The sequence below is a fragment of the Mycobacterium sp. 852013-50091_SCH5140682 genome, assembly GCF_001665685.1.
Lineage (GTDB): Bacteria > Actinomycetota > Actinomycetes > Mycobacteriales > Mycobacteriaceae > Mycobacterium.
Map to the genome: position 1 here is coordinate 79,002 of NZ_LZTB01000004.1, position 23,094 is coordinate 102,095.

Below are 23,094 nucleotides of genomic sequence, written 5' to 3' on the forward strand. Positions count from 1 at the left end.
TGATTCCATCCTAGATACCTTCGATGATGCAAGGTTCATTTCATATCAGAATGTAAGTTACCCAGCACGTTTCGCTTCACAGCCTTTCCGATAGTGCACCGTGGTGGGGGAGGGGGCGGCGCTGTCGCCGCCACCCCCTCATCTCGCTACATCGTGGTGGTCTCACCCCCTCCCGATGCGGGTGTCTACTCAGCGAGTGTGCCGGGGCGCTGGGCCTGAAGGAGTCCGGACCGTCCAGCTCCCCGGGGCGCCGCGCACCGCGACATCTATTGCCGCGTGCGCGGCCGGTCAGGCATTGATGGATTCTCTGGGCGACGAGGAATCCGCATCCACGATCACGTTCTCGCGGGGTCGGTCGACGGCGATCTTGCGGGGTTTCGCCTTGTCCGCCACCGGGATTCGTAGCTGCAGCACCCCGTCGTGATACTTCGCGGCGATCTTGGCGGTATCCAGGTTGTCTCCGAGCACCAACTGGCGTGAGAACACTCCCCTGGGCCGTTCCGTGGCGAGCATCTCCCGGTCAGGATCTACCGGTGCCCGCTCCGCACGCACCGTCACCACATTGTGCTCGATGTCCAGATCCAGCGAGTCCTCCGCGATGCCGGGTAGATCGAACTCGACGATGAACTCTTCACCATCACGCCAGGCGTCCATCGGCATGATCGCCGGGCGCGCTGCCGTGCCGAGCACCTGCTGGGCGAAGCGGTCCAGGTCCCGGAACGGATCAGTACGCATCAGCATGGTGGCCACCTCCACATATCCTTTCCTGTTCTGAATGGAAGCTGACTGATAATCTGTGTCAGTCAGCACAAGTTTCTATATAGCACCACGATAGATGAGAGGCAAGTAGATTGCCGCCCCAAGATTTCCCGGACGCCGCAAGCACCGGATCGGCAGGCGCCAACCCTCACCGTCACCGCGGCACACCCGCCCCCGACCACGGCGTTTACGGCATCTCCGTGGCCGCCGAGCTGTCCGGCGTCCCCACCCAATCGCTACGGCTGTGGGAACGCCACGGACTGCTGTCCCCGAGCCGCACCGAAGGAGGCACCCGCCGATACAGCGCGGATGACCTCACCCGCATCCGGCGCATCACGACATTGGTGGCCGCCGGTGTCAACATCGCCGGCATTGCCCGCATCCTCGATCTCGAAGACGACAACTCCGAACTGCGGGAAATCATCGACCGGCAAGAGTAGGACGCGACAGACATCAGCCCGAGGACTGACTCGACTACGCCTGATCAGCCACTGCGCCGCTCAGCTGCCAGAGTTTGTTGGCCATCAGCAGCTCGAACTGGTCGACCATGTCGCCGAGTGGGCCGCCGACGCTGACGTAGCCGACGTAGAAGCCCATCCCCCACATGGCCGCGAGCAACATTTCCACCGTCTCGGCGACGTCGGTGTTGACGACCACCTCGCCACGACTCACGGCGTCGTCAAGCACCCACGCGACGAACTCCCGCGAAGCCTGCAACGCATCGGGCGTGGAGTCGGCGAACTCGGGGTGCCGACGTGACTCGAACACCGTCGTCACCAGAAATGCGGCAGCAGCGGACTCGGCGCTCATGACCGACGCGAAGAAGGTCGACAGCTTGGTCAACAAGGTCGGCTGATGCTGCGCCTTGAGGACGGCGGGACTGATCACCGCGGCAATCGTCTGCTCGACCACTGCGCTGTACAGCTGCGACTTGCCTGCGTAATGATGACAAACGGCTGGTCGGGTCAGGCCGGCGCGGCGCGCGATGGTCTGGAACGTCGCGGCCTCGTAGCCGCACTCGCTGAACACTTCGCGGGCCGCCCGCAGAATCCGGCCCCGGGTCCCTGCTGCCGTAGCTGTCGGTGGGCGACCTCGTCGACGCGGCGCGACAGACGGCGTCGTCACCTCCAGCAACGTGCCACCCCGGACTTGGAGGGCTGGTTCGCTACAGCCGTGCGAGCAGTCACATTCGCGTATCGGTGGCAGGGTTGCCCGGCGTTACATCGTCCTTCGCACTGGTTCAGGCTTCGGCCGCCGAGACGAGTCGGTCCACGAGCTCCACCGGATGCGACAGCATCGCCATGTGCCCGCCGGGGATGACGTCAGGTTCGACGCCGAGTCGTTCGGCCACTACGCGACGCATGAACCGCTCGGGGAACAAGCGGTCATCCCTGAACAGCACGAACCGGGTGGGTAGCTGCGGAAGCTCTGCTGCGGGCCACGGGAACATCGACGGCGCTTCTGACTGCCCACGCTCGACCTCGTCTGCGATCACCGCGGCATCGACGCCGTTGTAGAACACAGCGTTCGTGTCGTCGGGGTCATACCCGCCCGATATGGCTGCGGCCCGCTGCGCGTTCTTCCACCCGGTCGCCGCCCACCAATCGTCGGGACGTTCCCCCGGACGCGGGATCATGGCCGAGACGTAGACCAGGGCGGACGCATCGACCTGCGTACAGGCGAGGGCTCCGGTGAAGCCACCGAACGAGTGAGCAACGACAACCGGCCGCTCGTGGTCGTCACGCTGCTGGGCATGTTGGGCAGCCACGGCCTCCACATAGGTGTGCAGGTTCGCCGCATCGTCCTCACAAGGCAGGTCAACCGCGATTCCACGGTGCCCACGGTCGGCCAACTCGGCCACCACGAACCGCCAGCAAGACGGGTCCGCACCACCGCCCGGGATGAGCAAGAACGTCGTCATTCCGCCGGCCCCGGCATCAACCGTCGATCGCTCGAACGCACAGCCACATGCTGCCACGCGCATCTGGGCCATGATGGTGATCATGAATGTGAGCCAGACCGGGGCGGGCTCGAGGAAGCTGCCGACATTTCGATCGATTCACATCGCGTTGATGGGTCTGCTCGCAGCGTCACTGGTGATGTGGGGTCCCAGCGCCGGGAGCGCATACGCGGCCGACGCGTCGGCCGCCGGCGATGTCATCTCGCTCGGTGATCCAGCGGCGCCGGGCCAGATCGAGCTCTATCTCGACCCACTGTGCCCGTTCAGCGGGAAAATGGTGCGAGACCAGGGTGCCGAGATCGGCCGGCGCATCGAGGCCGGCAAGCTCCACGTCAACATCCGCTTCGTCAATTTTCTCGAAAAGTACTCGGCCAGTGGGACTTACGACAGCCGGGCGATCTACGCGGCGTACCTTGTCGCCGACCACTCGCAATCCAGCGACACCACGTGGCGCTTCATCGAGCAGATCTATTCCGCTGATCAGCAGCCGAAAGAAAAGGGCCCGTCAGATCTCAGCAACGATCAACTCGCCGGCCTCGCCGATCGTGTCGGCGCGCCGCAGTCCGCACAGGACATGATCCGGCTGGGCCTGCCCATCCCCTACGACGCGCATATCATCGCCACGAACAACCATGCGCTGCTGAGCCAGTTCCCCGATCCCGGTGTGCCGCTTGTCGTCATCGACGAGAAGGCCGTCGACGGAAATTCGGGTTGGCTCGATCAGCTGCCGCGCTGAGAGCACCCTGTGCCGCGCTCAGCGCTGCTGCTTTCCCGTCGTCTGGTAGATGACCCGGTTGGCGACATCGACAGCGTGGTCGGCGAAGCGTTCGTAGTAGCGGCTCAACAACGTGACGTCGACGGCTGTGATGGTGCCGTGTGACCAGCCGGGGTTCATCACCTGCGCGAACAGTTCCCGGTGCAGCGCGTCCATCGCTTCGTCGTCGACGTTCAACTGCGCGGCTTGGTCTGGATCGCGGGACAGCACAACGTTTTTCGTGTCCTCGCTGAGCCTCACGGCGATGCGGCCCATCTCGCCGAAATAGTCGGCAACCTCGCCGGGTACGGCGACCGCGGGATGGCGGCGCCGACTGATCCGCGCGACATGCGTCGCCAGGGCACCCATCCGCTGCACGTCGGCCACATCTTTGAGCGAGCTCACCACCGCTCGAAGGTCCCCGGCCACGGGGGCTTGCCGAGCCAGGATCACCAGCGCATCCGATTCGAGCGTGGTGCACAGGTAAGAGATGTCGTTGTAGCGGTCGATGACATCTTCGGCGATCTGCAAGTCAGCCTGCAACAGCGCTTCGGTGGCGTGGTCCATGGCGGATCCGGCCTGATCGCACAGATTCGCGATCCCACCGTGGAGGGCATCGAGCTGCGCTCGAAAAGCGTGCCGCATGCAGGCTGATGCTATGACCTAAGCGGCGGACGCGCACAGGACCGTCCGGTCATCGGTACGCCGGAGGCGCGAATCTAGGGTCCGGCGAGCATGTCCTGTGCCGTGGGCATTTGCGGCCGTGACCGGTCGAGGAACACCGGCGCCCCCGGATCGGCGCTCACCGCACCCGGTGCGACGGGCGAGCTGTTCGACAGAGTCGCTTTGAGGACATGCACGAATTGCGCAGGCTGGTCATTCTGCAGGTAGTGATTGGCGCCCGGCAGTAGCCAGAACTCGTTGTCCCCCGGTTTGGTCGCGAGGTAGTTGTTCCAGACGTATGCCGCGACCCGAAGGGGCGATATCTCGTCGTACAACCCCCACACCACAGTGGTTTTCACCGACATGGCAGCCAGCGCCTGTAGCCAGTCACGCTCATGCTCGGAACGTTCCACCAGATACTGGATGGTGTCGTGAATGACGCCGATGCCGTCGTTGACGGCGAAGGTCTCTGCCAGGGCGGCGATCGCCGGATCGTCGAGTGCCCGCCGCGGCGTGAACGTCGTCTGTCCCAAGCCGGCCGCGAGAAGCTGGGGCGTGATGGCCGCGATGGTCGCGGGAGCCGACTCCGGATGCAGGACGAGGCGCTGGAACTCGTTCAGATTCGACAAGGGCAGAAAGATGTTGCCATTACTGAGGACGAGGTTGGACACGGCGAACGGCGTCTGGCCGGTGCTGCAGCGGCGGGCGAACGCAAGCGCAACACTGTCGCCGCGATCGTGGGCGACGACAGCGCCCTCGTGCGCACCGAGGACGTCGACCAGGTAGTAGCCGAGCAGCTCACTGTCGCGCTGCAGGGTGTAGCTCTCGCCTTTGGGCTTGTCCGAAAAGCCAAAGCCGGGCAGGTCGAGGACGCACACGCGATAGTCGGCGCTGAGGTCCCCCACCACGTCCTGCCAATCGATGCTGCTGGTCGGAAACCCGTGCACCATCAGTAGTGTCGGCGCCTCGGGATCGCCGAACTCGGCGTGGAAGATATTCAGCGTGTCGGTGTGCCGCATCGGTTCGGTCGGGACCCATTCGAAGTGACCACCTGATTCCAGCCACGCTTGGGCAGTTCGTTCCATGTCAGGGCCCTTCTGTGTGCGACTCGTCAATATTCGGCATCGTCGCGCACGCGGATCCGCGTCGGCACGAGTTCCCACAACGCGCGTCCGGCCTGGAATCCCAGCGAGATCGACACCATCGATACCAACATCAGGATGATCGCGTTGGTGCTGTCCCCGTCGCCGCCGACGATCTCGGTGATACCCACTAGTCCGATGGAACTGGGCACCATGAGCCAGAAACCGGGAGCCAGCAGGACGCGTGAGGACGGCGTGGTGCGCAACTCGCCCAGCGCCAAGGTGCAGAACATGAGCGCCATGCCACCGCCGAATCCACTGGTGTATGCGCCGAAGAGCTGCGCAGTGCCGAACTGGGCGGCGTAGCTGACGTACAGGATGAGCAGAAGCCAGGGCAGAAATCGTCGGGGCGGCCCGTGATACAGCATGATTCCCACGCCGTACACCGCGACCCCGAGCCATGGCGCCCACGGACCGAGCAGGTTTCGCGGCACATCGGTCAATTCCCACTGCGTGATACCGAGGGCTTGGATACCCAGCACGATGCCCAGCGCGAGCTGAGCCAGGCGGGTGAAGCCTTGGGTCAGGCGAGCCGCCGCTGAGACCACTTCGCCGGTGGACGCCTCCAGCACGGCCAGCGTGATCCCAACACCTGGCAGGAACAGCGTCAGCGGCGGAATGAGAACCCGCAGGCTGTCCTGCCCCATGTGCAGCCACCGTCCCAAGCTGAACGCTGCGAAGGTGACGACGAATGCGCTGATGAACGGCAGCAGCCGGAGAAACCCGGCATTGAAGCGCCCGATGATGTCGAGCGCCCCGACGAGCAGACCGAACCCGGTGGCCGCTACCAGTGCGACGGGCGTCGGCTGCAGAATCAGCCCGTATGCCGCGCTCTGCACGGCGTACCCGATCATGTTGACCCACCACGGAAGTGGACGGGGTAGCGCCAGAATTCGGGTGAGCTCGGCCGACCCGGCTTCGGCGGAGACGGCGTTGCGGTGGGTGCGCCGTACCAGGGCGCCGAGGTGGAACGCCTGGTCGTAGCGCAGATCACCACTGACATGTTCGATGTGACTGTGGCAGGATTCGCCGACTTGAATGTAGTTGGGCAGGATCAGAAATCGAGGTTCGACGTGATAGTGGCCGCTGCAGTCGGTGAGCACCTGCCGCACGAAGGCGACCGAATAATCAGCCGCCAGCATCGCGGCACCGAGCCGCGCCAGATAGTCGACGACTGCGCGCCGCGCGTCATCGACGTGCTCAACCGTCTCGGACACGATCGGAACTGTAAATCGTTTGCCGTGACCACGTGCCGGGTTTGGCCTGTGGAACCGTACTCGAGTCGCCTCAGGGCGAATTCAGCGATTCCACAGGACCGCAACACGGTCAACAATTTTCGCCCGCGGAAATTGTTGACCTGCTCCGGAAATCAGGTCCAGTTCCATACCGACATGTCGTCGGCCGGGTAGTTCATGCAGACGTCGGTGGTACGGGCGGCCACGCCTTTGTTGTTGAAGAACAACTTGGCCCAGTTCGGCCACCGCCAGGACATGTTCTCGTAAAAGGCGTTGGTGGCCGTGTCTTCGGAGTACTGCCGCCGTCCGGCGTAGTCCAACGAGAAGAACCAGTGGATCCGGTCCTGGGCGCCTTGCTGATCGGCTGCGGGCTTGTTGTTGTAGTCGATCATGTAGCGCTCGTAGTACACCGGTTCGACATCACGCGCGGCGGCCATGATCTGCTCCGCCGTACAGGGCGTCTTCAGGATGCGGTTGGGAATGGGGTAGTCGTCGGTCGCGTCGGCCGACGCGACCACCGGAACCGCTCCCACTGTCGCAGCCATCGCGACAGCTGCGACGGCACAACGAATCAGGTTGGTAGACAATCTGTTTCCCTTCATCAGGCCAGCGCCTCCTCAGGGTTCCGCTGGATAGCCTTCGGCCAGGGTTGCGGGACCGGGCGTTGGCGGACTCGCTGCGGCCACCAGAACCAGCGGCCGAGCAGGGTGGCAATCGAAGGGGTCATCAAACTGCGCACGACGAGGGTGTCGAACAGCAAGCCGAGGCCGATGGTGGTGCCGACCTGACCGATGATGATCAGGTTGCTGACCGCCATCGACGCCATGGTGAAGGCAAAGACCAGCCCGGCGGCGGTGACCACGGCCCCGGTACCGACCATGGCGCGGATGATGCCGGTCTTCAAACCCGCATGGATCTCTTCTTTCACCCGCGAGACCAGCAGCAGGTTGTAATCCGCGCCGACAGCCAGCAGCACGATGACCGACATCGGCAACACCATCCAGTGCAGCGGGATGCCCACGACGTGTTGCCAGAGCAGCACCGACAAGCCGAATGCCGAGGCCAGACTCAGCACCACCGTCCCGACGATCACCGCCGAGGCCACCACGGCGCGGGTGAGCACCATCATGATGATGAAGATCAGGATCAGCGCGGCCGCAGCCACGATGAGCAGGTCATAGTTGGCGCCCAGTTGCATGTCGTTGTACATGGCTGCGCTGCCACCCAGATAGATCCTGGCTCCCTCGAAGGGCGTCCCCTTGATCGCGTCGGCCGCGGCGATCTTGAGCGGTTCGATACGTGAGGTTCCCTCCTGCGTCAGCGGGTCACCCTGGTGAATGATGGTGAACCGCACCGCATGTCCGTCGGGTGACATGAAGAGCTTGATCCCGCGCTGGAAGTCGGCGGTCTGGAATGCCTCCGGCGGCAGGTAGAACGAGTCGTCGTTCTTGGCCGTATCGAACGCCTCACCCATCGCGGTGGAGTTCTCCTGCATCGCCATCGTCTGGTTCTGCTGCGCCTTCTGCACCTGGTACTGGTTCAGCAGCGTCCGCTTCTGGTTCTTCATGGACTGGATCTGTGCCGGCATCACGGCGACCATCCGCGGCATCAGGTCGGCCATGCGCTGCATGTCGGGAACCAGGTCCTGGAAGTCGTCGGACATCGTGCCGATGCCGTCGAGGCTGTCGAAGACCGACCGCAGGGACCAGCACATCGGAATGTCGAAGCAGTGCGGTTCCCAGTACAGGTAATTACGGAGGGGCCGGAATTGATCGTCGAAGTCTGCCAAGTGATCACGAACCGACGAGATGTCACCCGAGGTGGTCTTCATCTTGTCGGCCATGCGCTGCGACACCGCGGCGAGGTCGGTCTGGATGTTCATCATCTCGGTCATCGCGTCGATGCTCATCTGAAGGTCGTCGGCCTGTTTGAGCATGTTGTCGAGATTGGTCTGCATGTAGTCGTTGTTCATGATCTGGCTGGTGCCGTTCTGGCCCAGCGAGTACGGGATCGTCGAATGCTTGATCGGATCTCCGTCGGGCCGGGTGATGGTCTGCACCTGGGCGATGCCATGAACTGCCTTGAGCGCCTTGGCGATCTTGTCGATGACCAAGAAGTCGGCCGGGTTCCGCAGATCGCGATCGGTCTCGATCATCATGAGATCCGGGTTCATCTTCGCCTCGGAGAAGTGCCGGAAGGCGGCGGCATACCCGACATTCGCGGGAACGTCGTCGGGCAGGTAGATGCGGTCGTTGTAGGTCGTGTGGTAGCCGGGCAGCGTGATCAGGCCGATCAGCGATGCGACGACGGCGCACACCAGGATTGCGCCGGGCCACCGCACGGTGGCGGTGCCGATCCGGTGCCAGCCGCGGGACTGGGTAACGCGTTTGGGCTCCAGGATGCGGCCGAAGCGACTCAATACCGAGATGACGGCGGGCCCCATGGTCAGGGCCGCCGCGACGACGATCACCATGCCGATCGACAGCGGGATGCCCATCGTCTGGAAGTACGGCAACCGGGTGAAGTGCAGGCACAGCGTCGCACCGGCGATGGTAAGGCCCGAGGCCAGCACCACGTGCGCGGTGCCATGGAACATGGTGTAGTAGGCCGATTCTCGATCTTCACCGGCTCGCCGGGCCTCCTGATATCGACCTATCAGGAAGATCGCGTAATCGGTGGCCGCGGCGATGGCCAAGGTGACCACGAGGTTCGTGGCGAAGGTCGTCAACCCGAAGACGTTGTGGAAGCCCAGGAATGCCACCAGACCCCGGGCAGCCGACAGCTCGAGCACCACCATCACCATCACGATGAGCATCGTGATGACGGACCGGTAAACCCCCAGCAGCATGACGGCGATGACCGCGAAGGTCACCATCTCGATCATTTCCATGCTCTTGTCGCCGACGGCGTTCTGGTCGGTGCTCGTCGCCGCAGGTCCGGTGACATAGGCCTTCACGCCTGGCGGAGCGGGACTTTCGGTAGCGATGTGACGTACGGCCTCGACCGACTCATTGGCCAGCGTTTCGCCCTGATCGCCTGCGATATAGACCTGGACGTAGGCGGCTTTGCCGTCGGCGCTCTGTGCGCCTTTGGCGGTCAGCGAATCTCCCCAGAAGTCCTGGACATGCTGCACATGGGTGGTGTCGGCCCGCAGATCCCGAACCATCTTGTCGTAGAAGTCGTGTGCGTCGGCACCCAACGGCTGGTCGCCTTCGAGCACGATCATCACCGAACTGCTGGTGTCGTACTCCTGGAACACCTTGCCGACCCGTTTGGTGGCGATCATCGACGGTGCGTCGTTGGGGCTCATCGACACCGCGCGGAGCTTGCCCACTTCCTCGAGCTGCGGGACGACGGTGTTGAGAACGGCCACGATCGCGATCCACGCCAGGATGATCGGCACCGCGAACGTTCGGATGAACCGCGGAAGCCGCGGCCTCGACGGCGCCGCGTGGCGTGCCGCGGGAATGGCGTCGGTCGGAGCGTCGTCCGTCGGCGCGCTCATGCGGCCTTCACAAAGCAGAAGGTTTCGGCGTTCATGCCGGTAGCGGTCCTCTCCTGTTTGACCTCGTCATCGACGCTCACGCGGCAGCTGATGCTGTCTCCGTCGCCCTGGGCCATGATGTTGGGCATCACCGACGGCAGGGTGGTTTGCAGAGTCAACGTCCACGGCAACGGCGTGCTGGGCACGCGCTGAGGTTTGCCTTCGAGATCCATGTAGTTGATCACTGCCGTGGCACCCGAGCCGAAGATCTCGTACTTGACGATCTTGGGGTTGAAGTCCTCGGCGTTGTCCGAGGATTTGTCCGTCACCACAACGGGATTCGATCCGAAAACCTTCCGCACGTTCATCACGACCAGCCCGCCGGCCACAACGGCGACGATGATCAACACGGGGAGCCACATACGTCGCAGCGCCTTGGTCATTGTGGGCCTCTCAGCGTTCGGTGGGTTCGCGACGACCTTGTGCGCGACAGCCTGCTCAGTTCCGTTAAGCAAGCTAACCTAATAAGTGGATAACTTCAATCCACTTATGACCCCGATCACTTAAGCTGGGAGATATGACCGACGGAACTCGCCGCGTACTGCGCAAGGATGCAGAGCGCAATCGGCAGCGTGTTCTCGACGCCGCGCGGGAACTGTTCGCCGAAAAGGGTCTCGAAGCGACCCTCAACGACGTGGCAAAGCACGCCAATGTCGGGGTGGGCACCGTGTACCGACGCTTCGCCACAAAACAAGAGCTACTCGACGCCGTCTTCGAGGACGGCATCGATCAGGTCGTCGCTCTCGCGGAATCCGCGTTGCAGAAAGACAATTCGTGGGACGGATTCGTATGGTTCGTCGAGCAACAGTGCGAGCTGACCGCGACCGACCGAGGGCTGCGCGAGATGGTCTACAGCAGGGCCTACGGCGGCCACGGAGTCGAATGCGCACGGCTGCGGCTGTCCCCGTCGGTCACGAAACTTGTCGAGCGGGCCCGCGCCGACGGCTATCTGCGGCCCGACGTAGAAGGTTCGGACATGCCGATCCTCGGCCTGCTGGCCGGAACCGTGAGCGAATGGGCCGGCCACGTCGACCCCGACTTGTGGCGGCGCTACGTCGCCCTGCTGCTCGACGGCATGCGGCAGCGCGACGACCAACCAGGCCTCCGCGTGGACGCGCTGAAAGACGACCAGATGGACGCAGCAATGCGTGGCTGGCATCCGGCGGGCAACCCTCCCTAGGAGAACGTCACCCGCTGCCCCACAGATGCCCTAGGTGAACGAGTTCGCCACGACCCGAAGTTATTTCGGCGACTGCGGAATCCAGAGTCGTCGCCTCGGCGCACAGCACCCTGATGACCGCCTTCTGCCCATACTCCACTCCGTCGACCTCGAACCCGCGCCGCCGCAGTTCGGCCTCGACCCACCCCGCCTCGGCGTGATCGACCGCGAGGGTGAACACCTGCAACCGGACACGCGCCTGCAGTGTCGCCGATTCGAGTGCCGAGGTGACCGTGCCGGAGTATGCCCGCGTAAGCCCACCGGTTCCGAGCTTGATACCGCCGTAGTACCGCGAAACCACCGCAACCACATTGACCAGCTCTCGAGCCTTGAGCACCGACAGGATCGGTGCACCTGCGGTTCCGCTCGGCTCACCGTCGTCGCTGTACCGCTCGATGCGAGTCTCGACGTCATCGCCGAGGACGTAGGCGAAGCAGTGGTGGCCTGCTCCACGTTCCAGTTCGTGCGCGAGCGCCACGAACTCGTTGGCTTCCTCCTCGCCGCAGCACTGGCGGAGCCGGGCGATGAAGCGGGACTTCTTGATCGTCTCCTCGGAGTACGGCCTTGCCTCAGGATCGAGCGAGAACGACATACGCGGAATTGTAGGAGTGCAGGTCGCGCCGACCGCGCCGTCAACAGCGAGACGGGCATTCTCATATACGGCTATCACAACTCTCCCTGCTGGATAACTAAGTTCGGAAACGGCCTGGTAGGGGATGGTCCAGACATGGTGAGGAAAGGCTCTTGCCGGATCCCCCGAGCGGCATACCCAGAGCTGTCGGTCCTGCCGCCTACGATTCCAGCGGCACACCTTTGACGAGACCCCGATCGCCCTGACGCCGGCCCCGGTGGGAAGGACCAGCAGTGAGTTACAACGCCGCAGACATCACCGAGCTCGACGATGTCCAGCACACGCGCCTGCGGCCCGCGGTGAACCTGGGCCTGGACGTGCTCAACACCGCGCTGCGTGAGCTGGTCGACAACGCGATCGAAGAGGTCGCCGACCCCAGCCACGGCGGGTCCACCGTGACGATCACCCTGCATGCCGACGGATCGGTCAGCGTCGCCGACGACGGCCGCGGCCTTCCCGTCGACTCCGACCCGGTCACCGGGAAGAACGGCATCGTCAAGACACTCGGCACCGCACGGGCAGGTGGCAAGTTCTCCGCCCACTCCGACGCTGCCAGCACCGGTGCCGGTTTGAACGGCATCGGCGCCGCAGCCGCGGTGTTCATCTCCGCCCGTACCGACGTGACGGTGCGCCGCGCGGGAAAGACCTACCTGCAGAGTTTCGGCCGTGGCTATCCGGGGACGTTCGAGGGTAAGGAGTTCGACCCGGACGCCCCGTTCACCCGCGCTGACACGCAGAAGCTGCGCGGCGCCGGCAACCGCAAGCCAGACGCGCACGGCACCACGGTGCGCATCCTGTTCGACCCGGCCGTGGTGCCGGATTCCAGCGTGGACATCGGCGAGGTGCTGCTGCGGGCCCACGCCGCGGCGCGCATGTCGCCCGGCGTGCATCTCCACGTCGTCGACGAAGGCTGGCCGGGCGAGGACCTGCCGCCCGCGTTGATGGAACCGTTCAACGGGCCGTGGGGCACCGACACCCTGCTCGACCTCATGTGCACCGCCGCCGGCACTCCCCTGCCCGACGTGCGCGCAGCCGTCGAAGGACGGGGTGAGTACACGACCGGCCGCGGCCCCACGCCGTTCCGCTGGTCGTTGACCGCCGGGCCTGCCGAACCGGCCACGGTTGCAGCGTTCTGCAACACCGTGCGCACCCCGGGCGGTGGATCGCATCTCACGGCCGCGATGAAAGGTTTGTCCGAAGCCCTGGCCGACCGTGCGTCCCGCATCCGCGACCTGGGCCTGGCCAAGGGCGAGGACGGCCCGGAGCCACAGGACTTCGCCGCGGTCACCGCGTTGGCTGTGGACACCCGCGCACCCGACGTGGCATGGGACTCCCAGGCCAAGACCGCGGTGTCGTCGCGGTCGTTGAACGTCGCCATGGCCCCCGACGTGGCGCGCAGCGTCACCATCTGGGCGGCCAACCCCGGCAACAGCGACGCGGTGACCCTCTGGACCAAGTTGGCGCTGGAGTCCGCCCGAGCGCGGCGCAGTGCCGAAGGAGCCAAGGCCCGCTCCCGCGCGGCGTCGAAAGCCAAGGGGCTCGGAACCAATCTGTCGCTGCCGCCGAAGCTGCTGCCCAGCCGAGAAACCGGCCGCGGGTCGGGCGCCGAGCTTTTCCTGTGCGAGGGCGATTCGGCGTTGGGCACCATCAAAGCGGCGCGCGACGCCACGTTCCAGGCGGCCTTCCCGCTGAAAGGGAAGCCGCCCAACGTCTATGGGTTCACCGTGAGCAAGGCGCGGGTCAAAGACGAGTTCGACGCGATCGAACGCATCCTGGGCTGCGGGCTGCGGGACAACTGCGATCCGGAACAGTGCCGGTACGACCGGATCCTGTTCGCCTCCGACGCCGATCCCGACGGCGGCAACATCAACTCGAGCCTGATCTCGATGTTCCTGGACTTCTACCGCCCGCTCGTCGAGGCCGGAATGGTCTACGTGACGCTGCCGCCCCTGTTCGTGGTCAAGGATGGCACCCAGCGCATCTACTGCCAGGACGAGTCCGAGCGCGACGCCGCGGTGGCACAGATGCGCGCCACCTCGAAACGCAAGGTAGAGGTTCAGCGCAACAAAGGCCTCGGCGAAATGGATGCCGACGACTTCTGGAACACCGTGCTGGATCCGCAGCGGCGCACCGTGATTCGGGTGCACCTCGACGACGACGACAAAAAGTTGCACCACACGCTGTTCGGCGGACCGCCCGAGGGCCGACGCACGTGGATGGCCGATGTCGCCTCCCGCGTCGACACCTCCGCGCTGGACCTGGACTAGGAAGAAGTATCTGTGACCGCAACCCTGGACGTTCCTGAACAGAACCCGGATCTGGTGCTCGACCAGAGCGCCGACGACTACTGGAACCACTACCAGCTGACCTTCGCGCTCTACAGCGTCAGCGATCGCGCCATCCCTTCGGCGTTCGACGGGCTCAAGCCTGGTCAACGGCGCCTGCTCTATCAGATGCACGACTCGAAACTGCTGCCCGGCAACAAGCCGCAGAAGTCCTCGAAGGTGTGCTCGGCCGTCACCGGCAACCTGCATCCGCATGGCGGCGCGTCGATGTACGGGGCGGCCGCGCTGATGGCTGCCGACTTCCAGCGCGTGAAAGTCATTGACGGACAAGGCGCATTCCCGCGCATCCAAGGTGACATCCCCGCTGCCGACCGGTACACCGAGATGCGGTTGTCGGCGCCCGGTGCGGCACTGACCGCCGAACTCGACGATCACGCGGTGCCCATGGTGTCCACGTTCGACGGCGAGTGGATCGAGCCGACGGTGCTGCCGGCACGGTGGCCGGTGCTGCTGTGCAACGGCGCGGTGGGTATCGCCGAAGGCTGGGCCACCAAGGTGCCCGCACACAATCCGCGCGAGGTGATGGCCGCCTGCCGGGCGCTGCTGAAAACCCCAAACATGACCGATGACAGATTGGTGAAGCTCATTCCCGGCCCCGACTGGGGCTGCGGCGCGACCGTGGTCGGCGCCACCGGGCTGCGGGAGTACATCACCACCGGTCGCGGGGCATTCACGGTACGCGGCACCCTGACGGTCGACGGAAAGAACGTCGTGATCACCGAACTACCGCCCGGGGTCGCGAGTAACACTGTGCAGGACCGGATCCGGGCCCTGGTCGAGTCGGGTGAACTGTCCGGTGTGGCCGACATGTCTGACCTGACCGACCGCCGCAACGGGCTGCGGATCGTGGTCACCGCCAAGCGCGGCCACAGCGCCGAAACCATCCGTGACCAACTGCTCGCGTTGACCCCGCTGGAGTCGACGTTCGCCGCCAGCCTCGTCGCCCTCGACGAGGACCGGGTGCCGCGGTGGTGGTCGGTGCGTGAGCTGATCAGTGCGTTCCTGCACCTGCGTGACTCAGTCGTGGTGCGCCGCAGCGAGTATCGGCTGGAGAAGGTCGTCGCACGCCGGCATCTGGTAGCCGGCCTGCTGAAGATCCACCTGGACATCGATGCTGCCGTCGCGATCATTCGGGCCTCCGATACGGTCGACGAGGCCCGCACGGGACTGCAGGAGCGTTTCGAGATCGATTCCGACCAGGCTGATTATGTGCTGGCACTGCAACTGCGGCGGTTGACCCGGCTCGACGTCATCGAGCTGCAGGCAGAAGCCGAGAAGCTGGACGCCGAGTTCGCCGAACTGACCGAACTGGTTTCGAATCCCGACGCGCGACGCGTGGTCATCGACAACGAGCTCGTGGAGACGGCAAAGCTGTTCAAGGGCCCCGAATTCGACCGCCGCACCGTCCTCGACTTCGACGCCACCCCGACGGCGTCGAGCTCCGACGAGGACGGCCCCCGCGAACGCAAAGTCAATACCGCTTGGCGCCTCGACGACCGGGGTGTGTTCTCCGACAGCCACGGCGACCTCCTCACCTCGGGCCTGGGTTGGGCGGTGTGGACCGACGGACGCGTCAAGTTCACCACCGGCAACGGTCTGCCGTTCAAGATCCGGGACATCCCGGTGGCACCTGACATCACCGGGTTGCTGCGGTCCGGCGTGCTGACACCCGGCTACCACCTGGGCCTGGTGACGCGACGCGGCAAGATCCTGCGTATCGACCCCGCCGCGGTGAACCCGCAGGGGGCGGCCGGTAACGGCGTGGCCGGGGTGAAGCTTGCCGGCGACGGCGACGACGAGGTCATCGCCGCGCTGCCGATCAGCTGTGAAAACGGCGAGGCCATCCTGTCGATCTCCGAAAAGGGTTGGAAGGTAACCGAAGTCGCCGACATCCCGGTGAAGGGCCGGGGCGGGGCGGGTGTCGGGTTCCACCCGTTCGTGGGCGGCGAGGACGCTGTGCTCGCAGCGGCTATCTCGACGACGGGCTATGTGCGCAACGGTAAACCGGTACGCGCGGAGAAGCGAGCCAAGGCATCAGTGAAGGGGTCAGGCACCGACGTGTCGCCTGCGGGATAAGGACACCTGCAGGCGCCGCGGCGAAGTAGCAGCACACTGCTCGAACTTTCATGTTGTCCTGCAAAATATTTCGTTCCATGGCGCCTGCTCTGCTGCCTGCCGTCATGGCACCTGATAGCGCCCCTCGCCGTCTCGCTTCACAGCTTCGCGAAATGCCGCGACCTCGGCAACCTCGTCCTCGGTGGCCTCCTCTGTAGCCAAAAAGACAGCCACCAGACGGGCATTCCGATCCCGAGTCAATGCGGGTAAATAGCGATCTCGCCACGTCCACAGATTTGGGTGCGGGTGCGCGGCGAAAGCCTCAGCGGGAGCCAACTGCTTGATAGCTCGTTCAAGCTCACGCCGACTGAGCTCGTATGACCAAGTCCCACGCCGATAGCCAGTTACGTCGGCAATGATCACGCCAGGAAGCGATTTCTGTCCGATGTTGACAACGTGGAAGTGCTCAGGTGAGGCCACCCGCGCGTCGCCCGGTACGAGTCCCACTCCATGGGCGTAGGGCGGATGCCAGTCGGCCAAAGTCGCAGCAAGCCGATCATGTTCTGCGGCAATATCTTCGGCAGTGCACCACTGGTCCATGGCCTATCCTCTCGAAAGACTCGTCCGACGGTCACGCCGGCGCCCCAAGCAACGGCAGACTAACAGCTCTTTGTCGACAATACGCAATAGCCCATCCCGCGCGATATACCCGCATGCCGCGCCAGCCTCGCTTCCGACAGAGATACTTGACGCATTGGGGAATGGCCCCCACAATAAATTGGTTCATGTCGACAATACACAACCGACAGGATCCGCGCGGTCCACGTGCGATGGCTTCCGTTCGACGCAGCACGCACGTCGCGACGGTGTTCTTCGAGAGAGGTCCTCATGGCATCAGAAACTTCCGGCGACGCAGATCTCCCAGTCGATGTTCTCGTGATCGGGGCCGGCCCCTCCGGCGCAGTCGTCACACACACCGCCGCTGCCGCGGGGCTCAGCGTGATGGTGCTGGAGCAGGGCGACTGGGTAAATCCAAGTGATTTTCCGGCCAACCACCCCGAGTGGGAACTGCTGATTCAGCATGACTGGTCACACGACCCAAACGTTCGCAAACTTCCGTCGGACTATCCGGTCGACGTATCCGAGTCCGACATGTGGCCCGTGATGTTCAACGCCGTGGGCGGTGGTTCCATCTTCTACGGGGCAGAATGGCCGCGCCTGGTGCCTTCCGACTTCCGAGTGAAGACGCTCGACGGCGTTGGCGACGACTGGCCCATCTCCTATGACGATCTCAAGCCGTACCACGACGAAGTCGACGCGTTCATCGGCGTATCGGGCGTCGACGGCGACACTGCCTACCCGGACGGGTTGGAGTACCCGCTGCCGCCGAATCCGCTGGGTAAGGCCGGTTTAAAGGGCGCCGAGGCGGCCAACTCATTGGGCTGGCACTGGTGGCCGGGCACGAATGCCATCGCGAGTCAGAGTTTCAAAACCCTTGAGCAGTGCGGTCGTTGGGGCACTTGCGAATGGGGCTGCCCGCAGGGCGCGAAAGCGTCGTTCGACTTGATCTACCTGCCCCAGGCCCAGAAGCTTGGCGCCAAGATCGTCACAGGTGCCCGAGTCCGCAGAGTCGTGACCGACGATGCCACCGGGCTGGCCACCGGTGCGGAATATGTCGACCGCGACGGCGTGGTGCAGTTTCAAGCCGCTCGCACCGTGGTGCTGTGCGCCAACGGGGTGGGGACGCCCCGGCTGCTGCTTCTATCCGCCAGTGACAGACATCCCAATGGTCTGGCCAACTCGTCGGACATGGTCGGCCGCAACCTGATGCTGCACCCCAATTGCAGTGCGCTCGGGTTCTACGAGGAGTCACTGGAAAGCTGGCGCGGCCCGGCGGGGCAGCTGATCCACTCACTCCAGTTCTACGAAACAGACAAATCGCGCGGTTTCGTGCGCGGCAGCAAGATGCACATCCTGCCGACTCCGGGACCGCTCAACGCAATCGAGGCTCACCGCCAACTCGACTTCGAAGAACTGTGGGGCCCGGCAGTGCACAAGGTGGCCCGGTTGGCACAGAACGGCATTCTGTGGGCAGCCAACACCGAGGACCTGCCCGAGCCACACAACCGTGTAACCCTCTCTCCGGATTTGGTCGACGGTGATGGTCTGCCGGCGCCGAAGGTCGAGTACCGCATCAGCGAAAACACCCGGAAAATACTGAAATTCACTGTCGATCGCATGGTCGAGCTGCATGAGGCGGCAGGAGCCGTCCGCATCATCACCCAAGAGATATGGGTCGACCAGCCCGGTCACCTGCTGGGCACCGCTCGGATGGGCAACGACGCAGCAACTTCCGTCGTCGACTCCTACGGCAAGACCCACGATGTCGACAATCTCTACATCGCCGACGGCAGCATCTTCGTCACCTCCGGATCCGCCAACCCGACCTCTACCATCAGCGCTCTGGCTCTGCGCGTCGCCAAGAACCTCGTTGCGCAGGTCGTTGCACGAAAGGCACACGCATGACCGCCAAGGTCCATTCGATCTCTCCACACCTGCGGCTGTCGGTGCCGCCACGGAGCACACGTCCGCCGCGCACACTCACTGCGACCGAGTTGCCTGCGCTACTGCGCGTGGCTGACTGTCTGATCCCCGCGTCGGGTCCCAACCCGAAGGCCAGCGAGGCCGAGCAGTACACGTCGTATCTGCATCTGGCTCTCGCGGCACGGGCAGACGTGTTCGACGCCGTCGTGGGCGCGGCCGGCAAACTCGTCGACGTTCCCGAGGAAAAGCTGTGGGAAACGCTCAAGGCGATGGCGGTCGAGGACAAGTTCACCTTCGATGCGTTGTCATCGGTCGTTGCCGGCGCCTATTTCATGACCCCGCAGGTCATGAAATTGATCGGCTATCCCGGCCAGCACCGAGATCCCGCACCGGTTGCACTGGCCGCCGAGGAGATCGGCAGCGGAATCCTCGACCCGGTGTTGGAGCGGGGTTTCATCTACGTCTCCGCGGCCGGCGAATAATACGCACGGCGCATCAGACCGGGGCCGGTGTGGTCCCGGTCTGATGCTCCATCGTTTCGGAGCGTGCTTGTCGGCTTTGACCTTTCGCCGTGGTCAGAAATCCGATGCGGCGGGACCCGCGAGAACGAGTGGGCGTATGTCACGGATCCAGTCGTTGTGGAGCTTTGGCGGCTCGCTCACGCGCCAACTCAGTCCGGCGGCTTCGAGGTCACGGGAGCGGATTCCGGCGCGGGCGGTGGTGGTGATGGCGTAGTCATCGTCGCGGTCGAGCCTGTCTCTCCACGCTTGTACGTCGGAGGGTGCAAGTCCCTGAAAATCCTTGGTGAGGGTGAAAACTCCGTCCCATCGCCGAGCGCGGGCCAACGGCCCGCGGTTAGTGCCGATGGAAGCGATCCAAATCGGCGGCCGTGGACGTTGATAGCCTCTCGGACTCAGATGGGCGCGCACTGTGTACGCAGATCCTGCGTGATCAAGCGTTACACCGGCGAATATCGCGTCGATGATCCCAAGGCCCTCGTCCAGTAGTTCGGCGCGTGCTCGGAGATCGGTCGGCTCCCCAAAGTCGCCGAACTCCTCCTTGGGCGGGGCACCCAATCCGAAGCCGGCGATGACGCGGCCACGGGAAAGATGATCGACGGTGATGATTTCCTTGGCGACTTTCCAAGGTCGCCGACGTGGGAGCGCAACGACCATCGGACCCAGCGCGATGTGTGAAGTCGACACAGCGATCGCCGAGAGGATCGCAGTGGGATCCAGCACGTCGACGCTCTGCGGCGCGTCGGTCTGCATGGTGTCCCAAACGAAGAACCCGTCCCAACCCGCGGCTTCCGCCTGTATCGCCAATTCGACGATGGCGTTGGGGTTTCCGACGTTGGGTACGTTGAGTGCCTGTTTGAGTGGCATGATCGGCTAGTGCTGATGCGGTGCGGCGCCGTAGCACGCCACGGTGGTTCCACCATCGAGTGCGAGCGCGGTGCCCGTAGCGGTACCGGCGTGCAGCAGCCACACAGCTGCGTCAGCGACCTCGGCGGGACTGGCGATGGCGCGCAACGGAACTCGACCGACCTCGGCCTCGTATGCCTGATCGAGGTCAGCGGACAAAGCAAGCTCGCTGCGCAGCATCGGGGTGTCGACCGGTCCAGGGCACAAGGCGTTGACACGTACCCGAGGGGCCAGTTCGGCCGCCAGGGCTCTGGTCAGACCGAGGACGCCGGCCTTACTCGCGCAGTACGCCGAGTAGTGCGGCATACCGATCGACGCTGCTTCAGAACCCAAGTTGACGATGCTGCCCACCGCCTCAGAAGCGGACATCGCCGCGGCCACGGCCTGGCACATGAGAAAGGTCCCGGTTAGATTGACGGACAGCGTCGTCTGCCAGCTGTCGGTCGTGATCTGGTGTAGCGGTCCCGGAACACAGACACCGGCGGCGTTGATCAACCCGAATGGCATTCCCAATTCTTCTACAACAGCACCGACAGCATCGGCGACCTGCTCGGGGACAGTCACGTCGCAGGGCAGCACCAAGAACCTGGTGCCGTTGGGAAGTGCCGCCGCGACCTCTTGCAGAGCAACCTTGTCGCGCGCGAGCAGTGCCACCGCGTGTCCGCGCTCGGCCAACAGGTGTGCAGTGGCCGCGCCGATGCCGGAGGATGCGCCGGTGACGATGGTGACGGGTAATGCCATGGTAAGAACCAGCTTTCACTCGATGGGTTCGCAGGCGTGTTCGCCCTCGAACTGGCGCCGTTGAGCACGTCGACGCCGGCGGGCGTCTTCGTAACGGCGCATTCCAAGCGGGTCGCGCGGCTGCAACTGTGGCACCTGCACGGGATTGCCGTCGCTGTCCACCGAGATCATGGTGAAGTAACAGCTGTTGGTGTGCCGAGTAGCGCCGGTCCGGGGTTCGACGGTGTCGACTCTGATGCCGACCTCCATCGAAGTTCGTCCGGTGTAGTTTATGGCCGCCGAAAACGTGACCAGTTCGCCTACATGGATGGCCTCGCGAAAGAGCACCCGATCCACTGACAGCGTCACCACATAACTACGGGCATAGGTGCTTGCGCACGCGTAGGCGACCTGGTCGAGAATCTTCAGAATCGCGCCGCCGTGCACGTTGCCCGAGAAGTTCGCCATATCTGGCGACATCAAGACAGTCATGGTGACTGCGTGTTCCGGCGTGGCCGAATCAGAGGACGACGGTGCTTGCCCCAAACTCTGGTGTTCGATCGTCATCGATCAGCGGGCAGTGTCAGGACACCGTCGATCCGGCGCGGAAAGGCGGCGGAACCGTCACGCAGCTCTTCGGGTAGCACCGATTCGGGTGCGTTCTGGTACGTCACCGGCCGTAGAAAGCGCCGAATCGCGGTAGCGCCGACCGATGTATGGAGCGAGTTCGTCGACGGCCAGGGCCCGCCGTGCGTCTGGGCCCAGGACACCGCGACCCCGGTCGGAAACCCGTTGTAGACGATGCGCCCGGCTGCCGGTCGCGCGATGTCCGTGAGCCGGGACACCAGTGTGTCTTCGTCGGCTCCGTGAACGATAGTCGCTGTCAGTGAATGTGGCAGTATCGCCAGGGCCGAACTGGTGGCGGCCTCTGGCTCGGCCGCGGAGTACCGCACGAGAACCGTGACCGGACCGAAGATCTCGGTAACGAGATCTTCATGCAGGTTCGCGATGTCGGTCTCGAAGGCGATCGGCCCGACTGTGAACCCGTCGGCGGTCAGCTCCTCGTCGGTATCGCCAACGGTGGACAGGTGTGGACGTCTGCGTAGGTCGTGGGTTCCGTGGAAGTAGCTTTCGAAGATGCGCTCGTTGAGCAGAGGGGCCGGGGCCACGTCGGCCAGAGCTTCGCGCACCGCGCGCACCAGGCCGTCTCCATCGGCGTTGTCGGGAACAAGAACCAGCCCCGGCTTGGTGCACAGTTGGCCGGCGCCGAGAGTGAACGACGTGACCAGCTCCGCGCCGATCGCCTCGCCGCGTTCCGCGGCGGCCAGAGGCGTGACAATCACTGGGTTGAGGCTGCTCAGCTCGCCGTAGAACGGGATCGGATCGGGCCGCCGATTGATGATGTCCATCAGGACCTCTCCGCCGCTGAGCGAGCCGGTGAAGCCGACGGCGCGGATGGCGGGATGGGCAACGAGGCGAGTGCCTGCGTCGCGTCCGTACACGATGCCGAGCACGCTCTCGGGTGCCGACATCTGTGCGGCCGCCTCGACCAACACATCGAATGACAGTCTGGACGTCGCGGGATGGGAGGCATGTGCTTTCACCACCACCGGGCAGCCGGCGGCGAGCGCTGAAGCGGTGTCCCCACCCAACACCGAGAACGCGAAGGGGAAGTTGCTGGCTCCGAAGACCGCGACCGGTCCGATCGGCACCAGCAGTCGGCGTAGGTCCGGTCGTGGGCCCATTGGGGTGGTACCCGCGCGGTCGATGGTGGCCTCGAGGTAGCCACCGTCGCGAATGACGTCAGCAAAGAACCGGAGCTGATAGGCGGCGCGGGTCAATTCGGCGTCGAGTTTACTTGTGGCAAAACCGGTTTCGAGCGTGGCAATGTCGACAAGTTCGTCGCGGTGCCGCTCCACCGCCTCGGCCATGGCGTCGAGTAGCTCGCCGCGACCCTGCCGGCCCATGGCCTCCAGGCCTGCACAAGCAGGGGCGGCCCGCCCGGCAATCGTGTCGACCTGGTGGTCGGTTGTTTCTTCGGTGACAGCCGGAAGCGGCTTCGCGGTGCGGGGATCGACGCCGGCGACGTACGACAAGTT

The 23,094-nt window shown here is 64.4% G+C and carries 22 protein-coding genes; 7 read left to right on the top strand and 15 right to left on the bottom strand.

Translation table 11 applies throughout. The features are described from left to right. Positions 1-288: 288 nt before the first annotated feature. A complete protein-coding gene (locus tag A5784_RS00475) occupies positions 289-741 on the bottom strand; it encodes an Hsp20/alpha crystallin family protein (protein ID WP_064941335.1) in 453 nt (150 codons plus the stop codon). 212 nt (positions 742-953) lie between these two features. Here A5784_RS00475 and A5784_RS00480 point away from each other — a divergent pair, with 212 nt between their 5' ends. Further along, positions 954-1,199: a MerR family transcriptional regulator gene (locus tag A5784_RS00480; RefSeq protein ID WP_064941337.1), complete on the top strand. Its 246-nt coding sequence runs from the start codon at positions 954-956 to the stop codon at positions 1,197-1,199. A 34-nt stretch (positions 1,200-1,233) separates the two neighbouring features. Here A5784_RS00480 and A5784_RS00485 read toward each other — a convergent pair whose 3' ends face one another. Together A5784_RS00485 and A5784_RS00490 are read right to left on the bottom strand one after the other, a co-directional pair. Next, the gene (locus A5784_RS00485; protein WP_064941339.1) at positions 1,234-1,884 is read right to left on the bottom strand and encodes a TetR/AcrR family transcriptional regulator; all 651 of its coding nucleotides are present in this window, start codon (positions 1,882-1,884) and stop codon (positions 1,234-1,236) included. A 115-nt stretch (positions 1,885-1,999) separates the two neighbouring features. After that, positions 2,000-2,752, bottom strand: a complete 753-nt coding sequence (locus A5784_RS00490; protein ID WP_197514584.1) for an alpha/beta fold hydrolase — start codon at positions 2,750-2,752, stop codon at positions 2,000-2,002. A 79-nt stretch (positions 2,753-2,831) separates the two neighbouring features. On the opposite strand from A5784_RS00490, the gene A5784_RS00495 reads away from it, so the two are divergent. Beyond that, on the top strand, positions 2,832-3,455 hold the full coding sequence (locus A5784_RS00495) for a DsbA family protein (protein ID WP_064941341.1): 624 nt from the start codon (positions 2,832-2,834) through the stop codon (positions 3,453-3,455). Positions 3,456-3,473: 18 nt separating this feature from the next. Here the strand turns inward: A5784_RS00495 and phoU are convergent, their stop codons facing one another. The 6 genes from phoU to A5784_RS00525 form a co-directional block, all read right to left on the bottom strand. Continuing rightward, on the bottom strand, positions 3,474-4,118 hold the full coding sequence (phoU, locus tag A5784_RS00500; RefSeq protein WP_064941230.1) for a phosphate signaling complex protein PhoU: 645 nt from the start codon (positions 4,116-4,118) through the stop codon (positions 3,474-3,476). A 74-nt stretch (positions 4,119-4,192) separates the two neighbouring features. Continuing rightward, positions 4,193-5,221 (bottom strand): alpha/beta fold hydrolase, encoded by a 1,029-nt coding sequence (locus A5784_RS00505; RefSeq protein ID WP_064941232.1) that lies wholly within the window; start codon positions 5,219-5,221, stop codon positions 4,193-4,195. 26 nt (positions 5,222-5,247) lie between these two features. Then, on the bottom strand, positions 5,248-6,495 hold the full coding sequence (locus A5784_RS00510) for a threonine/serine exporter family protein (protein ID WP_082944573.1): 1,248 nt from the start codon (positions 6,493-6,495) through the stop codon (positions 5,248-5,250). 152 nt (positions 6,496-6,647) lie between these two features. Next, on the bottom strand, positions 6,648-7,058 hold the full coding sequence (locus tag A5784_RS00515; protein WP_072278610.1) for a DUF5078 domain-containing protein: 411 nt from the start codon (positions 7,056-7,058) through the stop codon (positions 6,648-6,650). A gap of 56 nt (positions 7,059-7,114) precedes the next feature. After that, a complete protein-coding gene (locus A5784_RS00520; RefSeq protein WP_064941236.1) occupies positions 7,115-10,018 on the bottom strand; it encodes an MMPL/RND family transporter in 2,904 nt (967 codons plus the stop codon). After that, complete coding sequence (locus A5784_RS00525; protein ID WP_064941238.1) at positions 10,015-10,440, bottom strand: MmpS family transport accessory protein; 426 nt, start codon at positions 10,438-10,440, stop codon at positions 10,015-10,017. Before A5784_RS00525 ends, A5784_RS00520 begins: the two co-directional genes overlap by 4 nt. Positions 10,441-10,574: 134 nt before the next feature. Here A5784_RS00525 and A5784_RS00530 point away from each other — a divergent pair, with 134 nt between their 5' ends. After that, positions 10,575-11,237: a TetR/AcrR family transcriptional regulator gene (locus A5784_RS00530; protein ID WP_064941240.1), complete on the top strand. Its 663-nt coding sequence runs from the start codon at positions 10,575-10,577 to the stop codon at positions 11,235-11,237. Between the two features lie 7 nt (positions 11,238-11,244). On the opposite strand, the gene A5784_RS00535 is transcribed toward A5784_RS00530, so the two are convergent. Next, entirely contained in the window at positions 11,245-11,868 is a 624-nt protein-coding gene (locus A5784_RS00535; protein ID WP_064941242.1) for an IMPACT family protein, read from the bottom strand. A gap of 272 nt (positions 11,869-12,140) precedes the next feature. Here A5784_RS00535 and A5784_RS00540 point away from each other — a divergent pair, with 272 nt between their 5' ends. Further along, positions 12,141-14,174 (top strand): toprim domain-containing protein, encoded by a 2,034-nt coding sequence (locus A5784_RS00540; RefSeq protein ID WP_064941243.1) that lies wholly within the window; start codon positions 12,141-12,143, stop codon positions 14,172-14,174. Between the two features lie 12 nt (positions 14,175-14,186). Then, positions 14,187-16,328, top strand: coding sequence for a DNA gyrase subunit A (locus A5784_RS00545; RefSeq protein WP_064941245.1), 2,142 nt, complete (start codon positions 14,187-14,189; stop codon positions 16,326-16,328). A gap of 102 nt (positions 16,329-16,430) precedes the next feature. Here A5784_RS00545 and A5784_RS38055 read toward each other — a convergent pair whose 3' ends face one another. Then, the gene (locus A5784_RS38055; RefSeq protein ID WP_156750299.1) at positions 16,431-16,907 is read right to left on the bottom strand and encodes a hypothetical protein; all 477 of its coding nucleotides are present in this window, start codon (positions 16,905-16,907) and stop codon (positions 16,431-16,433) included. A 288-nt stretch (positions 16,908-17,195) separates the two neighbouring features. Between A5784_RS38055 and A5784_RS00550 the strand changes: the two genes are divergently transcribed. Together A5784_RS00550 and A5784_RS00555 are read left to right on the top strand one after the other, a co-directional pair. After that, the gene (locus tag A5784_RS00550; protein ID WP_064941247.1) at positions 17,196-18,833 is read left to right on the top strand and encodes a GMC family oxidoreductase; all 1,638 of its coding nucleotides are present in this window, start codon (positions 17,196-17,198) and stop codon (positions 18,831-18,833) included. After that, complete coding sequence (locus A5784_RS00555) at positions 18,830-19,333, top strand: hypothetical protein (protein ID WP_064941249.1); 504 nt, start codon at positions 18,830-18,832, stop codon at positions 19,331-19,333. Before A5784_RS00550 ends, A5784_RS00555 begins: the two co-directional genes overlap by 4 nt. Positions 19,334-19,426: 93 nt before the next feature. On the opposite strand, the gene A5784_RS00560 is transcribed toward A5784_RS00555, so the two are convergent. From A5784_RS00560 to A5784_RS00575, 4 genes are read right to left on the bottom strand one after another with little or no spacing between them, the layout of a single operon-like run. Then, positions 19,427-20,236: an LLM class flavin-dependent oxidoreductase gene (locus A5784_RS00560; protein ID WP_064941251.1), complete on the bottom strand. Its 810-nt coding sequence runs from the start codon at positions 20,234-20,236 to the stop codon at positions 19,427-19,429. 6 nt (positions 20,237-20,242) lie between these two features. Continuing rightward, a complete protein-coding gene (locus tag A5784_RS00565) occupies positions 20,243-21,016 on the bottom strand; it encodes an SDR family NAD(P)-dependent oxidoreductase (protein ID WP_064941253.1) in 774 nt (257 codons plus the stop codon). A gap of 15 nt (positions 21,017-21,031) precedes the next feature. Next, positions 21,032-21,562, bottom strand: coding sequence for an acyl-CoA thioesterase (locus A5784_RS00570; RefSeq protein WP_064941255.1), 531 nt, complete (start codon positions 21,560-21,562; stop codon positions 21,032-21,034). After that, positions 21,559-23,091, bottom strand: coding sequence for an aldehyde dehydrogenase (NADP(+)) (locus tag A5784_RS00575; protein WP_064941257.1), 1,533 nt, complete (start codon positions 23,089-23,091; stop codon positions 21,559-21,561). Before A5784_RS00575 ends, A5784_RS00570 begins: the two co-directional genes overlap by 4 nt. Positions 23,092-23,094 lie beyond the last annotated feature (3 nt).

Excerpts from the sequence above, each read along its gene's own strand:
- A5784_RS00475 (WP_064941335.1), bottom strand. The coding sequence starts at position 741 with ATGCTGATGCGTACTGATCCGTTCCGGGACCTGGACCGCTTCGCCCAG.
- A5784_RS00490 (WP_197514584.1), bottom strand. The coding sequence starts at position 2,752 with ATGGCCCAGATGCGCGTGGCAGCATGTGGCTGTGCGTTCGAGCGATCG.
- A5784_RS00495 (WP_064941341.1), top strand. The coding sequence starts at position 2,832 with ATGGGTCTGCTCGCAGCGTCACTGGTGATGTGGGGTCCCAGCGCCGGG.
- phoU (WP_064941230.1), bottom strand. The coding sequence starts at position 4,118 with ATGCGGCACGCTTTTCGAGCGCAGCTCGATGCCCTCCACGGTGGGATC.
- A5784_RS00505 (WP_064941232.1), bottom strand. The coding sequence starts at position 5,221 with ATGGAACGAACTGCCCAAGCGTGGCTGGAATCAGGTGGTCACTTCGAA.
- A5784_RS00515 (WP_072278610.1), bottom strand. The coding sequence starts at position 7,058 with ATGGCTGCGACAGTGGGAGCGGTTCCGGTGGTCGCGTCGGCCGACGCG.
- A5784_RS00520 (WP_064941236.1), bottom strand. The coding sequence starts at position 10,018 with ATGAGCGCGCCGACGGACGACGCTCCGACCGACGCCATTCCCGCGGCA.
- A5784_RS00525 (WP_064941238.1), bottom strand. The coding sequence starts at position 10,440 with ATGACCAAGGCGCTGCGACGTATGTGGCTCCCCGTGTTGATCATCGTC.
- A5784_RS00530 (WP_064941240.1), top strand. The coding sequence starts at position 10,575 with ATGACCGACGGAACTCGCCGCGTACTGCGCAAGGATGCAGAGCGCAAT.
- A5784_RS00535 (WP_064941242.1), bottom strand. The coding sequence starts at position 11,868 with ATGTCGTTCTCGCTCGATCCTGAGGCAAGGCCGTACTCCGAGGAGACG.
- A5784_RS38055 (WP_156750299.1), bottom strand. The coding sequence starts at position 16,907 with ATGGACCAGTGGTGCACTGCCGAAGATATTGCCGCAGAACATGATCGG.
- A5784_RS00550 (WP_064941247.1), top strand. The coding sequence starts at position 17,196 with ATGGCATCAGAAACTTCCGGCGACGCAGATCTCCCAGTCGATGTTCTC.
- A5784_RS00555 (WP_064941249.1), top strand. The coding sequence starts at position 18,830 with ATGACCGCCAAGGTCCATTCGATCTCTCCACACCTGCGGCTGTCGGTG.
- A5784_RS00560 (WP_064941251.1), bottom strand. The coding sequence starts at position 20,236 with ATGCCACTCAAACAGGCACTCAACGTACCCAACGTCGGAAACCCCAAC.
- A5784_RS00565 (WP_064941253.1), bottom strand. The coding sequence starts at position 21,016 with ATGGCATTACCCGTCACCATCGTCACCGGCGCATCCTCCGGCATCGGC.
- A5784_RS00570 (WP_064941255.1), bottom strand. The coding sequence starts at position 21,562 with ATGACGATCGAACACCAGAGTTTGGGGCAAGCACCGTCGTCCTCTGAT.